The organism is Marinobacter sp. W-8, from assembly GCF_044342215.1.
Lineage (GTDB): Bacteria > Pseudomonadota > Gammaproteobacteria > Pseudomonadales > Oleiphilaceae > Marinobacter > Marinobacter nauticus.
Window position 1 is genome coordinate 2,992,617 of the sequence record NZ_CP172297.1, and the last position, 12,094, is coordinate 3,004,710.

General features: G+C 58.7%; 13 protein-coding genes. 5 read left to right on the forward strand and 8 right to left on the reverse strand.

Features of this window, described 5'->3' with window-relative positions:
• Positions 1 to 19 precede the first annotated feature (19 nt).
• Positions 20 to 1,315: a YeaH/YhbH family protein gene (locus ACF8YQ_RS13960; protein WP_396621751.1), complete on the forward strand. Its 1,296-nt coding sequence runs from the start codon at positions 20 to 22 to the stop codon at positions 1,313 to 1,315.
• On the forward strand, positions 1,312 to 2,871 hold the full coding sequence (locus ACF8YQ_RS13965) for a SpoVR family protein (protein ID WP_141067038.1): 1,560 nt from the start codon (positions 1,312 to 1,314) through the stop codon (positions 2,869 to 2,871). The genes ACF8YQ_RS13960 and ACF8YQ_RS13965 overlap by 4 nt, the downstream gene beginning before the upstream one ends.
• On the opposite strand, the gene ACF8YQ_RS13970 is transcribed toward ACF8YQ_RS13965, so the two are convergent.
• From ACF8YQ_RS13970 to ACF8YQ_RS13980, 3 genes are read right to left on the reverse strand one after another with little or no spacing between them, the layout of a single operon-like run.
• Positions 2,838 to 4,199 carry a sensor histidine kinase gene (locus tag ACF8YQ_RS13970; protein ID WP_396621752.1) on the reverse strand — a complete coding sequence of 454 codons (1,362 nt, stop codon included), beginning with the start codon at positions 4,197 to 4,199 and terminating at the stop codon, positions 2,838 to 2,840. The two genes, ACF8YQ_RS13965 and ACF8YQ_RS13970, sit on opposite strands and share 34 nt — an antisense overlap.
• Positions 4,199 to 4,870, reverse strand: a complete 672-nt coding sequence (locus ACF8YQ_RS13975; protein ID WP_022990876.1) for a response regulator transcription factor — start codon at positions 4,868 to 4,870, stop codon at positions 4,199 to 4,201. The genes ACF8YQ_RS13970 and ACF8YQ_RS13975 overlap by 1 nt, the downstream gene beginning before the upstream one ends.
• On the reverse strand, positions 4,870 to 5,256 hold the full coding sequence (locus ACF8YQ_RS13980; protein ID WP_396621753.1) for a PepSY domain-containing protein: 387 nt from the start codon (positions 5,254 to 5,256) through the stop codon (positions 4,870 to 4,872). Before ACF8YQ_RS13980 ends, ACF8YQ_RS13975 begins: the two co-directional genes overlap by 1 nt.
• Before the next feature lie 149 nt (positions 5,257 to 5,405).
• On the opposite strand from ACF8YQ_RS13980, the gene ACF8YQ_RS13985 reads away from it, so the two are divergent.
• Complete coding sequence (locus tag ACF8YQ_RS13985; protein WP_396621754.1) at positions 5,406 to 5,870, forward strand: hypothetical protein; 465 nt, start codon at positions 5,406 to 5,408, stop codon at positions 5,868 to 5,870.
• Positions 5,871 to 5,990: 120 nt separating this feature from the next.
• Here ACF8YQ_RS13985 and ACF8YQ_RS13990 read toward each other — a convergent pair whose 3' ends face one another.
• From ACF8YQ_RS13990 to ACF8YQ_RS14005, 4 genes are all read right to left on the reverse strand, one after another.
• Positions 5,991 to 6,371, reverse strand: coding sequence for a hypothetical protein (locus ACF8YQ_RS13990; RefSeq protein ID WP_224849477.1), 381 nt, complete (start codon positions 6,369 to 6,371; stop codon positions 5,991 to 5,993).
• 101 nt (positions 6,372 to 6,472) lie between these two features.
• Positions 6,473 to 7,210 (reverse strand): LrgB family protein, encoded by a 738-nt coding sequence (locus ACF8YQ_RS13995; protein WP_022990872.1) that lies wholly within the window; start codon positions 7,208 to 7,210, stop codon positions 6,473 to 6,475.
• Positions 7,203 to 7,583, reverse strand: a complete 381-nt coding sequence (locus ACF8YQ_RS14000) for a CidA/LrgA family protein (protein WP_224849475.1) — start codon at positions 7,581 to 7,583, stop codon at positions 7,203 to 7,205. Before ACF8YQ_RS14000 ends, ACF8YQ_RS13995 begins: the two co-directional genes overlap by 8 nt.
• Before the next feature lie 3 nt (positions 7,584 to 7,586).
• The gene (locus ACF8YQ_RS14005) at positions 7,587 to 8,480 is read right to left on the reverse strand and encodes a bile acid:sodium symporter family protein (protein ID WP_396621755.1); all 894 of its coding nucleotides are present in this window, start codon (positions 8,478 to 8,480) and stop codon (positions 7,587 to 7,589) included.
• 215 nt (positions 8,481 to 8,695) lie between these two features.
• Here ACF8YQ_RS14005 and ACF8YQ_RS14010 point away from each other — a divergent pair, with 215 nt between their 5' ends.
• Positions 8,696 to 10,120 (forward strand): wax ester/triacylglycerol synthase family O-acyltransferase, encoded by a 1,425-nt coding sequence (locus tag ACF8YQ_RS14010; RefSeq protein ID WP_114434538.1) that lies wholly within the window; start codon positions 8,696 to 8,698, stop codon positions 10,118 to 10,120.
• Between the two features lie 12 nt (positions 10,121 to 10,132).
• On the opposite strand, the gene ACF8YQ_RS14015 is transcribed toward ACF8YQ_RS14010, so the two are convergent.
• Positions 10,133 to 10,756 carry a TetR family transcriptional regulator gene (locus ACF8YQ_RS14015; RefSeq protein WP_396621756.1) on the reverse strand — a complete coding sequence of 208 codons (624 nt, stop codon included), beginning with the start codon at positions 10,754 to 10,756 and terminating at the stop codon, positions 10,133 to 10,135.
• A gap of 195 nt (positions 10,757 to 10,951) precedes the next feature.
• Between ACF8YQ_RS14015 and ACF8YQ_RS14020 the strand changes: the two genes are divergently transcribed.
• A complete protein-coding gene (locus tag ACF8YQ_RS14020) occupies positions 10,952 to 12,058 on the forward strand; it encodes a ferredoxin reductase (protein WP_396621757.1) in 1,107 nt (368 codons plus the stop codon).
• The last annotated feature ends 36 nt before the right edge of the window (positions 12,059 to 12,094 follow it).

A 12,094-nucleotide genomic window follows, 5' to 3' on the forward strand; every position in this document is an offset into this window, starting at 1 on the left:
GGCCAGCGGGAGCAGTACCATGGGTATGACCCACATTGTTGACCGGCGCCTGAACGGCAAGAACAAGAGCGCAGTGAACCGGGAACGGTTCCTGCGCCGTTACCGCCACCACATCAAGAAGGCGGTGTCGGATGCCGTGCAGAAGCGCTCCATCACCGATATCGAACGGGGCGAGAAAGTAAGCATTCCCGCCCGGGATATTGACGAGCCCATATTCCACCACGGCCACGGTGGCCGGCGAGAGGCGGTGCACCCCGGCAATCAGGAATGGGTGGCCGGGGACACCATCCCCAAACCCGAGAGCGGCGGCGGCCAGGGCCAGGGGCAAGGCCAGGCCAGCCCGGACGGAGAAGGCATGGATGAGTTCGCCTTCCAGATTACCCAGGAAGAATTCCTCGATTTCCTGTTCGACGATCTGGAGCTGCCCAATCTGGCCCGGAAAAAACTCAAGGACACCGAAGCCTTCAGTTATGTACGCTCGGGCTTCACCACCCAGGGAGTGCCCGCCAAGCTGGATGTGGTGCGTTCCCTTCGGGGCGCCCACGCGCGGCGTCTGGGCCTGGGCGGCGCACGCAAGAAAAAGATCCGGGACCTGGAAAAACAGCTCGAGGCGCTGAAAAGCGCGCCGAATGATCTCGATCCGGCCTTCAGCCATGAAGACCAGATCAAGGTGCTGGAAGAGGAAATTGCGCGGCTGAAAGCCAACGTCAAACGCATTCCCTTCATTGACGAGATCGACCTGCGCTACAGGCAACACCTGAAGCAGCCCAAACCCGCCACCAGTGCGGTCATGTTCTGTCTGATGGATGTATCCGGTTCCATGACCCAGATGCACAAGGACATCGCCAAACGCTTCTTTATCCTGCTGTATCTGTTCCTGAAGAAGAACTACAAGAAAATCGAAGTGGTGTTTATCCGCCACCACACCAGCGCCAAGGAAGTGGACGAAGAAGAGTTCTTCTACAGCCGGGAAACCGGGGGCACCATTGTCTCCAGCGCCCTTAAACTGATGCACCGGATTGTCGAAGCCCGATACTCGCCAGCGGAATGGAACATTTATGCCGCCCAGGCGTCCGACGGCGACAACTGGAACGACGACTCACCCATCTGCGGCAAACTGCTGTCTGAGCGAATCCTGCCGCTGGTTCAGTACTACTCCTACATCGAAATCACGCCCCAGGATCACCAGATGCTCTGGTACGAATACGAGAAAATCATGGAGCAGTTTCCCCAGAGCTTCGCCATGCAGCAGATTGCCGATCCTGGCGACATTTACCCGGTCTTCCGACAGTTGTTCGAGAGGAAAGCGGCATGAGCAGCCTGATTGATCGCCCGAACGCACCGGAGAGCGAACAACCCAAGGCAGGTAAGCCCATTTCCACCAGTTCGGAATGGACCTTCGAACTGATCCAGAAATACGACGAGGAAATTGCCAAATGCGCCGCCGAGTTCGGACTGGACACTTACCCGAACCAGGTTGAAGTGATTACCGCCGAGCAGATGATGGATGCCTACAGCTCCGTCGGCATGCCGGTGGGCTATCATCACTGGTCCTTCGGCAAGCAGTTTCTGCAAACCTCCAAGGGCTATCAGCGGGGCCAGATGGGGCTGGCCTATGAGATTGTGATCAATTCCAATCCCTGTATCGCCTACCTGATGGAAGAGAACACCCTGCCCATGCAGGCCCTGGTGATTGCCCACGCCAGCTATGGCCACAACTCGTTCTTCAAGGGCAATTATCTGTTCCGCACCTGGACAGACGCCAGTGCCATCATCGATTACCTGGTGTTTGCCCGGCATTATGTGTCGGAGTGCGAGGAGCGACACGGCGTGGATGCCGTGGAAGAAATTCTCGACTCCTGCCACGCACTGATGAACTACGGCGTTGACCGCTACAAGCGCCCTGCCCCGATTTCAGCCGCCGAGGAGGCCCGCCGGCAGAAGGAGCGGGAAGAATACGAACAACGCCGCATCAACGATCTGTGGCGAACCATCCCCAAAGCAGAGGACGACGGGGACCCGATTCGCCGCAGGCCCCGATATCCGGAGGAGCCTCAGGAAAACCTGTTGTACTTCATCGAGAAAAACGCGCCTTTACTGGAAACCTGGCAGCGGGAACTGGTGCGCATCGTGCGCAAGCTGGCCCAGTATTTCTATCCACAACGCCAGACCCAGGTAATGAACGAAGGCTGGGCCACGTTCTGGCACTACACGCTGTTGCACCGGTTGTACGACAAGGGGCTGGTGAACGATGGCTTCATGCTGGAATTTCTGCAAAGCCACTCCGCCGTGGTATACCAGCCACCCTTCAACAGCCCATGGTATTCCGGCCTGAACCCCTACACCCTGGGTTTCTCCATCTTCACCGATCTTCGACGTATCTGTGAAAACCCTACCGATGAGGACCGGGAATGGTTCCCGGACATCGCCGGTACAGACTGGCTGGAAACCCTGCATTTCGCCATGCACAACTTCAAGGACGAGAGCTTTATCCAGCAGTTTCTCTCACCGAAGGTGATGCGTGACCTGAAGCTGTTCGCCATCGAAAGCGACGATCGGGAAGACCACTACACCGTCACCGCCATTCACGATGAGCCCGGTTATCGCGCGCTGCGGGAAAAGCTGGCCCGCCAATACAACCTCAGTTACCGGGAGCCGAACATTCAGGTATGGAGTGTGGATATTCGCGGTGATCGTTCGTTAACCCTGCGACACATCCCGGTAGACCGGGTGCCGCTGGGCAACGAAACGGATGAAGTGCTGCGGCACGTACACCGGCTCTGGGGCTTTGATGTGCACCTGGAAAGCGTGGATGAAGGTACGCTGGTGGAGGAGCATCACTGCCCGCCGCGGGCCTTGGACGATGAGTGAGATGGAAAGCGCACACTGGCCTGTAACCCTCCGAGGGGAGATCGGGCCAGGGTCAGCGTGCCGCCATACAGTTCAGCCAGCTCTTTGACGATCGCCAGGCCCAGACCGGAACCGGACCGGGTTTCATCCAGCCGGGTGCCCCGTGTCAGAGCCTGCTCGATATCGGCGTCAGACAGGCCAGGGCCGTCATCTTCCACCATCAGCGCCAGACCATCCGGCAAGCCTTCTACCCGAAACTTTACCTGACTTTTCGCCCAGTTGATGGCATTTTCCAGCAAATTGCCTGCAATTTCCTGAAGATCCTGCTGCTCAAACCGAACCGCGCCCGTATCGCCCAGGTCGCTTTCGAGGGTAACGCCACGGCGTTGCGCAAGAGTATTGAGTGCCGACAGCACCGGCTCCAGGGTTTCACCAAGATCCACACGCCCCAGGGCGGCCGGTCCGGCCGCTGAAGCCCTGGCCAGATGATGGCGCACGGCGTCATCAATGCGGCTCAGTTCGGTACGGAACGCGGTTTTCTGTGCCGGCGATAAACGATCACTCAGGGTTGTGAGCACAGACAGCGGCGTTTTCAGGGCATGGGCCAGATTGCCTGCAGCCGTCCGCCCCCGCTCAATGAGTATCTGGTCCCGTTCAAGCACCTGATTCATGGCCTCGGAGAGCCTGGCAAGCTCTTCCGGCAGGTCACTGGTCAGTGAGCGGGTCTGGCCAGACTCCATGGCCCGGAGATCCCGCTCCAGGCGCCGAAGTGGTGCCAGGCCCCAGCGGATCTGCAACCCGATCATCACCAGTAACAACGTACCGAGCGTGGTCAGCGAAACCACCAGCAACCGGTTGAAGCGTGCAACCTGGGCATCCAGCTCCCCCTGGTCAGCCGCCACAGACACCGACAACCAGCCCTCGAACGCCGGCAACTGAACATCCCGTTCCACTATCCGAAGAAGCTGGCCACGTGGCCCCGGGGCCTGGGCCCAGTCCGGCCCCCGGCCACTGATCTGTGGCAGTCGCTGGTCCCACAATGACCGGGAGGTGATCACCCGCCCGCTGTTGTCGTTGACCTGCCAGTACCAGCCGGAATACACCCGCTCGAAGCGCGGATCGCCCAGTTGCGGGCCAGGGGTCAATTCACCGGTCTCGGGGTCAGACTCAATGCCGGCAATGACCACATTCAGGAACGATAACAAGCGCTCATCAAAGGACTGGCTCAGGGTCTGGCGGAAGTTCCAGGCCAACACGGTACCGGCCAGCGGCAACACCACCAAAACCAATACCAGGGCAGACACCAGCATCCGCAGCGCCACCGGCCAGCGGCGCAGACGTGTCAGCATCAGGATGGTTCTCCGTGGCCGTTCATACGGTAGCCCTGGCCACGGATGGTCTCGATAGCCTGGGCGCCGAGTTTGCGCCGCAACCGGCTGACCTGGACATCGATAACATTGGAATCCGGCTCCTGGTCGCCGTCATAGACATGTTCGGACAACTCGGTGCGGGACACGATTCTGGGCGCGGCGTGAATCAGATGCGATAACAGCCTGAACTCCTGGGCCGTGAGTGAAACCGGCATACCAGAGCGGGTGACCTGCCCGGCGTGGGTATCCAGAGCAATGTCACCCACGGTAATCACCGGGTGGGCGTGGCCGTGGGACCGGCGCACCAGGGCCCGTAGGCGGAACAGGATTTCTGCCGTTTCAAAGGGCTTGGTGACATAGTCATCGGCACCGGCAGAGAACCCCGCAGCTTTATCGGACCAGCGCTCCCGGGCAGTCAGAATCAGCACCGGCAGATCAATACCCCGCTCCCGCCAACCGGCCAGCCACTGGGTGCCATTGCCATCCGGCAAGCCCAGGTCCAGTACCACCGCATCGTATCGTTCGGTGCTCACCAGAAAGTCGGCCGTGCGGCCTTCCCCGGCAACTTCCACCAGCAGCCCGGCATCCCGCAAGCTACCGGCCAGCCCTTGTGCCAGCGCAGCATCATCCTCCACCAGAAGAATCTTCATCAGCGTTTCATGCCCTGGATATTCCTGCCCACTATTTCCAGAACCTCTCCAGTCCGGGCATTGATCTCAAACTCCACCACCTGGCCTTCCGGGCCCAACAACTCGATCTCGTAGAGGATCTCACCATCATCTTTCTCGATATCCACATCGATCACGTCTCCGCGCCAGTCGCGGGCAAGGCTGTCCAGGATTTCGCTCAGGGGTTTGATACGGCCGGCCTCAACCTCGTGGTGCAGGCGCCGCCAGTCGTCATCATCATCGGCACAGGCCACCTGGGCAAACGGAAGCGCGCCCACCGCAAACAGAGTCAGCAACAACACCCGGAACACCCGGCGTGAAAACCGGTCTGCGGGTAGCAGCGATGAATGTAAACGAGGTCTGGTCATGGTGTTTATGGTGACAAAAGCCAGATGAACGAATCATGAATGAGCCTATCACGATGCTGAAAGCCCTGCCCCGTTAATCTGGGCTCAAGCTGGTAGCCAACCGGGCAGAACCGGCAGTTTTTCAAACACAGACAAGCTAGGAGAACACCATGAAAAAGACTCTGACCATCGCGCTGATCAGCGGCCTTGTCGCAGCCCCCGCAGCCTTCGCCAAAGGCAGCTTTGACGATGCGGACCGCATGCTTCAGGTGGGCAACAACTACGGTATCAGCCATTTCCAGAGCATCGAATTTGACGACGACCATGACAATGAAATCGAGCTCGAGGGCTGGATGGGCCAGGACTGGTTCGTGGAACTAGACCTGAACGGCAACGGCGAGATCGACCGGGAGCAACGCCGCAAAGCCAAAGGCGAGATCTACGGTGTGAGCGCGGACGATGTGCGCTCTTATCTGAAAGCCGCTCAGCAGCAGGGAATGGCCACGATCGAGGAACTAAAGGTCAATCGCAATGGCGATATTGAAGTGGAAGGCGATGATGAAAACGGTGCGGAACTGGAATTGGAGTTCCGGACCGGAAGCCTGGAGCCATTGAAGATCGAAAGGGACAAGTGAGCAGGAGGCCGCAACCCGGTCAGGCACAGTGCCTGACCGGGGGCAAGTTCAATCAGACGCTGACCGAGGGCAGCCCCGACAACGCCATAGCCAGCTCCTGCTCGCCGTACTCATGGTCGCTCAGTTCACCGGCAAAATACGAGGTATATGCGGAATCGCAGAATTGGGCTTGTGACTGCCCGCAGGACTTCCCCCCTCGTACTTGTAGAAGATCTTGGCCGGGGTGCCCAGGGCTTTTTCCAGCCGATGCGCCCGAAACATGGGCGCCGGCCGCCACATCCGATAAACATCGCGAACGGGCTCCGGAATCTCCACTTCCCGTTCGGTGGTCATTTCCTGTTCAATCAGCGACGCAGGAAACAATGGCTCCAGATCCGTTGGACCGACCGGCTGCTTTGTTCCCGGGTGGAGAACGGCAGGCAGGGGTTCGGGGAAATCCGCCTGCAGGTTGTACCAATACCTGGGCATCTGTTCTTCGTCGAGCAAGAACTTGGTTTGCATGGTGTCAAGACCCTGATGTTGTGCCAATGATTGGCTGAGCATAGCCATTCCAGACTGACATAAAAAGAGTGTACAGCGGCGCCCCGGTAAGAACTGCGCGTTTACATGGGCAACCAGTTTTCCAGCATGTCCACCAGCCAGGGCACGAGCAGCGCCGTAGCGAATGCCGAAAGCGCCATGGCCAGGCCTGAAAACGCGCCCATCTGGGAACTGACCTGGAATGCCCGGGCGGTACCAATACCATGGGCCGCCACGCCCATGGCAATCCCTTTTGCGGTGTCATCTTTGACGCGCAACCACTCAAACAGTTTGGTGCCCAGCACCGCACCGGTAATTCCGGTCAACACCACCAGCACCGCCGTGAGCGACGGCAAACCACCAATCTTCTCGGAAATACCCATGGCCACCGGTGCCGTTGCCGATTTAGGCGCCAGCGACATCTGGATTTCCAGGGAGCCTCCCAACAACCTTGCCAGGCCCACCGAACTGCCAGCAGCAATAACCACCCCACTGATCAACGATATCGCGACCGGCAACCAGAGTTGACGGAGCCGTCGAAACTGCTGATACAGAGGAACCGCCAGTGCCACCGTTGCCGGCCCCAGCAGAAAATGCACGAACTGACCGCCCTCAAAGTAATCGCTGTATGAGGTGCCCGTTGCCAACAACAGGAGAATCAGCATCGCCACCGAAGTAACGACGGGATTGGCCAGCGGGTTGGAATGTGTTTTCAGATAGAGCCGGTAGGCCAGCCCGTAGGCCACCAGAGTAATGGTCAGCCCTAGCAGTGGCGACGCCGACAGGTAGACCCAGATGTCGCGCAAACCCGGTTCATTCATGCTGCCCACCTTTTTCTGAAACGGAACGGACAAACCAGCGCGTCGTCAGTTGCATAATCAACGCCGTGGCAACCATGGTGATCACCGTGCTCAGAAACAGAGCCAGGGTGATCGGCAGCCACTCATCCGCTATACGCCCGAAATGCGTCATCATCCCCACGCCCGCAGGCACGAAGAGCAGTGACAGATGGCTCAGTAACGCGCTGGAGGCCTCGCTCAGGGAATCCGGGGCACTACCTCGGATCATCAAGGTAACGAACAGCATGACCATGCCAAGCACCGGCCCCGGGATCGGCAGCCCGAGAAGTCGTACCAGAATCTCGCCTGTCAGTTGATAAACCAGCAGTAACGTCACACCGTTCAGAAACTTCATCAATCAGGCTCCCCCAGCTGCATGTGCCACGTTGCTTTTGGGAATCACCTTCCGGCCATACATTGCCAGCAGGAAGCCAATGGGGAACATAAGCACACCGTAAACGGCAGCGGGAATCGACATGGTGCTGGACTCCAGCAACGTGAGGGTGACCATCAAACCAATGGTGCCGTTCTTCACACCGAGCTCCACTGCCACCGCCAGGGATTCCCGCTGGGTCAGTCCGGCCACCCTGCCCGCCAGCAAGCCCAGGGCGATACCAGCGACATTGAGAGCGATAGTGGAGGGGCCTGCCTGCTTCAGCAGATCCCACACCTGGTCCCGAACGCCATAGAGCAGCGCCACAATCAGCACCGCCAGCACGATGCCACCAAAGATGCTGACCAGGCTCTCAGCCTTGCGCGCAAGCTCCGGCTTGCGGGTTCGCACCAGCATGCCAATGGCCACCGGCAGCAGAACAATAACCACCAGCATGGCAATGGTCTTGCCCACCGGCAGCGAGATGTTCTCTTTCGTGCCCATGAAATGCTGCAGCGCCATGTTGGTAAACAGTGGCAGGGTAAGAATGGTGATCAGGCTTGCGGAGACCGTCAGCACGATGGAAAGCGCAATATTACCCCGGGCCAGAAGCACAAACAGGTTGGACGTGGTACCTCCAGGGCAGGCCGCGATGATCACCAGACCAACGGCAATGGCCGGCGCCACACCGAACAGATAAGCCAGCCCGAACGCCACCATCGGCATCAGGAGAATCTGGGCGAAGGTGCCCACAATCATGCCCTTCGGATACACCGCCACCTGGCGAAAATCCCTCAGGGTAAGCGTCATACCGATACCGATCATGATAATGAACAATGCGATCGGCAAACCTGCCGAGACCAGCGGGCTGGATTCCACAAAGCCTCCGAATATTCTTGTTGTTAGTTCCTATGGCCTTAGAAATTAGCACACGAACCTTCTGACCGGGAGCCCGGCTTCGCGACATTATGTAACCGTGAAACCCTGCAAAAAGATGGGAGCCCAATCCCGGTTTTGATCGTGTGAACCTACCGATATCAGTATACTTGTAAGAAACAACCAAAACACAAATGACTGGCGGAGAATGACAAGGAATGAAACGTCTCGGAACCCTGGACGCCTCCTGGCTGGCGGTTGAATCTGAAGACACCCCGATGCATGTGGGTACGCTTCAGATATTCTCACTGCCGGAAGGGGCACCAGAAACCTTCCTGCGTGACATGGTCACTCGAATGAAAGAAGCCGGCGATGTGGCACCACCCTGGGGATACAAACTGGCCTGGTCCGGTTTCCTCGGGCGCGTGATCGCCCCGGCCTGGAAAGTCGATAAGGATATCGATCTGGATTATCACGTCCGGCACTCAGCCCTGCCCCGCCCCGGCGGCGAGCGCGAACTGGGTATTCTGGTATCCCGGCTGCACTCTAACCCCCTGGATTTTTCCCGGCCGCTGTGGGAATGCCACGTTATTGAAGGCCTGGAAAACAACCGGTTCGCCCTTTACACCAAAATGCACCACTCGATGATTGACGGCATCAGTGGCGTGCGGCTGATGCAAAGGGTGCTCACCACCGATCCCGAACGCTGCAATATGCCGCCGCCCTGGACGGTACGCCCACACCAACGCCGTGGCGCAAAAACCGACAAAGAGGCCAGCGTGCCCGCTGCGGTTTCCCAGGCCATGGACGCCCTGAAACTCCAGGCAGACATGGCCCCCAGGCTATGGCAGGCAGGCAATCGCCTGGTGCATTCGGTTCGACACCCGGAAGACGGACTGACCGCGCCCTTCACAGGCCCGGTTTCGGTGCTCAATCACCGGGTTACCGCGCAGCGACGTTTCGCCACCCAGCATTATCAACTGGACCGACTGAAAAACCTGGCCCATGCTTCCGGCGGCTCCTTGAACGACATCGTGCTTTACCTGTGTGGCACCGCATTGCGGCGCTTTCTGGCGGAGCAGAACAATCTGCCCGACACCCCGCTAACGGCCGGTATACCGGTAAATATCCGACCGGCAGACGACGAGGGTACGGGCACCCAGATCAGTTTCATGATTGCCTCGCTGGCCACCGACGAAGCTGACCCGTTGAACCGCCTGCAACAGATCAAAACCTCGACCCGACGGGCCAAGGAGCACCTGCAGAAACTTCCCAAAAGTGCCCTGACCCAGTACACCATGCTGCTGATGTCACCCTACATTCTGCAGTTGATGTCGGGTCTCGGGGGGCGGATGCGACCAGTCTTCAACGTGACTATCTCCAACGTGCCCGGCCCGGAAGACACGCTGTATTATGAAGGTGCCCGGCTTGAGGCCATGTATCCGGTATCGCTGATTGCTCACGGCGGCGCACTGAACATCACCTGCCTGAGCTATGCCGGATCGCTGAATTTCGGTTTTACCGGCTGCAGGGATACGCTGCCGAGCATGCAGAAACTGGCGGTTTATACCGGTGAGGCTCTGGATGAGCTGGAATCGCTGATACTGCCGCCGAAGAAGAAGCGCGCCCGAACCCGCAAGTAACCCAGGACGGGGTCAGTCGCTTTGCCAGTGACCAGCCCCGACAAAGATCATCTGCAGGAATCGGGTCGTGCGTTTTCGCACCTGCCCGATCTGATAATCGTCGTCTTCGGAAATGCTGAGCAGATCGGTCAGACTGAAGGCGACGGTGCGCACCACCAGATCGCAGGTCAACTCCAGATCGGCATCGCTCAGGTGTTCCATCAGCCGGAGCCGGCGCAAGTCATTGGCCAGCTCACTGGCAAAAAACCGCATCTCGCTGCGAATCCCTTCCTGAACGGCCCGGCTCTCGCCTGCCAGCCCCTGAGCCATAAACAGAAAAAAACTGCGGTTGGCCTGGGCATGGGCCACAAAGATACCCACCGATTCCTCAATCAGCTTGTCGGCCTGCAACACGTTGGCCCGGGCCTCCCTCATCATCCGCCTGAGGACCAGCCCGAGCTCGTCCACCAGCTGCAACCCCAGGTCGTCCATGCTGCGAAAGTGACGGTAGAACGACGTTGGCACCACGCCGGCCTGCCGGGTCACTTCCCGAATACCCAGGCTGGCAAAGTGCCGCCCCTTGCCCACCAGAGTCAGCGCTGCGTTCATCAGCTTCTCTCGGGTTTCGCCGGACCTGCGTTTCGGTCTGTCTGTCATGGTCTTCCTATCACGATAGTTGCGGTAACAAGTGTACACATCTGACGGCAGAAAAGTCCGCAAAACTTGTCATTCTGAGCCAACGAAGCGCCCCCCTGATTGTTACGACAACCCTCACTGTGTACAGTCGTACACATAAGTGAACAAGTGTACACATCGTTACCAACGATCAGGTACAAACCGTGGAGAAAACCTATGTTGGCAAAAATGAACCAGACCCGCGCCATGCACTGGCTTGGCCGACAGTTACTGAATCGAAGCAACCCTGCCAGTTATTTTGATCCACTGGCGGAGGCCATCAATCCCATGTGGATACAAGCGTACACACCTGCACGGGTAGAGCGCATTCTGGTCGAGACTCACGACACCAAGACTTTTGTGCTCCGGCCTGCCAGCCGATGGAGTGGCTTTCATGCCGGCCAGCACGTGAACATCTGTGTTGATATTGACGGAGTTCGGCGCCAGCGTACCTTCAGCTTGTCCAGCTCTCCCTTGCTCTGGCAGAACGATGGCATGATCACACTGACCATCAAACGCCTGCCCGGAGGGCTGGTCACCCACTGGCTCCACGATCATCTGGAAGAAGGTTCTGTGCTGGGCCTGACCGAAGCCTTTGGCGACTTCCTGATGCCAGCCGTGTCAAAACCGGTGCTGTTGATTGCCGGAGGAAGCGGCATTACGCCGATTCTGAGCTTGCTGGAGACCATGGCGGCGGAACACTTCCGGGCGCCAGTCACACTGCTCTATTTCGTGCGCACCAGGGATGATGTCATCGCCGGTGAAAAACTGGAAGCACTTGCGGCTCGTTACTCAGCGCTCTCGGTCCAGATCATATGCACCCACGAAAGCGACGAACCGCGCTACCTGAACGACGCCGACCTGGATTCCGTGCCCGGCCTGAAGGCCCGGGAGGTTTATCTGTGTGGACCGGGCGGGCTGATGGATCTCGCCAATGAACTGCTTTACCAGCGTGGTCTGGACGAAGAACAGATTCACTGTACGTTTTTCGCCCCTCCGGTTTCCTCCCCTCTCGGTGATGAAACACTCGGCGGCCAGGTGAGTTTTGCCCGCGCGGACCTCAATGTGGATTCCTCCGGCGATGCCACACTGCTGGAGATCGCAGAAGCCGCGGGCCTCAAACCTCAATACGGCTGCCGCATGGGCATCTGCCACCAATGCAGTTGCCGAAAAACCAGCGGCACCGTGATTAACCGGCTGACGGGTAAAGCCTCCGGTCCCGGAGAGGAAAGCGTTCAACTCTGCATTTCCGTACCCCGTGGCCCGGTGACTCTGGAAGCCTGACACACAGAATTCGAGCGTGGCCTCATACAGCCGCAA

What these genes read in the sequence shown, in the direction of transcription:
- ACF8YQ_RS13990 (WP_224849477.1), bottom strand. Translation starts at nt 6,371, where the DNA reads ATGCAAACCAAGTTCTTGCTCGACGAAGAACAGATGCCCAGGTATTGG.
- ACF8YQ_RS13980 (WP_396621753.1), bottom strand. Translation starts at nt 5,256, where the DNA reads ATGACCAGACCTCGTTTACATTCATCGCTGCTACCCGCAGACCGGTTT.
- ACF8YQ_RS13960 (WP_396621751.1), top strand. Translation starts at nt 20, where the DNA reads ATGGGTATGACCCACATTGTTGACCGGCGCCTGAACGGCAAGAACAAG.
- ACF8YQ_RS13970 (WP_396621752.1), bottom strand. Translation starts at nt 4,199, where the DNA reads ATGCTGACACGTCTGCGCCGCTGGCCGGTGGCGCTGCGGATGCTGGTG.
- ACF8YQ_RS14015 (WP_396621756.1), bottom strand. Translation starts at nt 10,756, where the DNA reads ATGACAGACAGACCGAAACGCAGGTCCGGCGAAACCCGAGAGAAGCTG.
- ACF8YQ_RS14000 (WP_224849475.1), bottom strand. Translation starts at nt 7,583, where the DNA reads ATGAAGTTTCTGAACGGTGTGACGTTACTGCTGGTTTATCAACTGACA.
- ACF8YQ_RS13995 (WP_022990872.1), bottom strand. Translation starts at nt 7,210, where the DNA reads ATGAATGAACCGGGTTTGCGCGACATCTGGGTCTACCTGTCGGCGTCG.
- ACF8YQ_RS13965 (WP_141067038.1), top strand. Translation starts at nt 1,312, where the DNA reads ATGAGCAGCCTGATTGATCGCCCGAACGCACCGGAGAGCGAACAACCC.
- ACF8YQ_RS14010 (WP_114434538.1), top strand. Translation starts at nt 8,696, where the DNA reads ATGAAACGTCTCGGAACCCTGGACGCCTCCTGGCTGGCGGTTGAATCT.
- ACF8YQ_RS13985 (WP_396621754.1), top strand. Translation starts at nt 5,406, where the DNA reads ATGAAAAAGACTCTGACCATCGCGCTGATCAGCGGCCTTGTCGCAGCC.
- ACF8YQ_RS13975 (WP_022990876.1), bottom strand. Translation starts at nt 4,870, where the DNA reads ATGAAGATTCTTCTGGTGGAGGATGATGCTGCGCTGGCACAAGGGCTG.
- ACF8YQ_RS14020 (WP_396621757.1), top strand. Translation starts at nt 10,952, where the DNA reads ATGTTGGCAAAAATGAACCAGACCCGCGCCATGCACTGGCTTGGCCGA.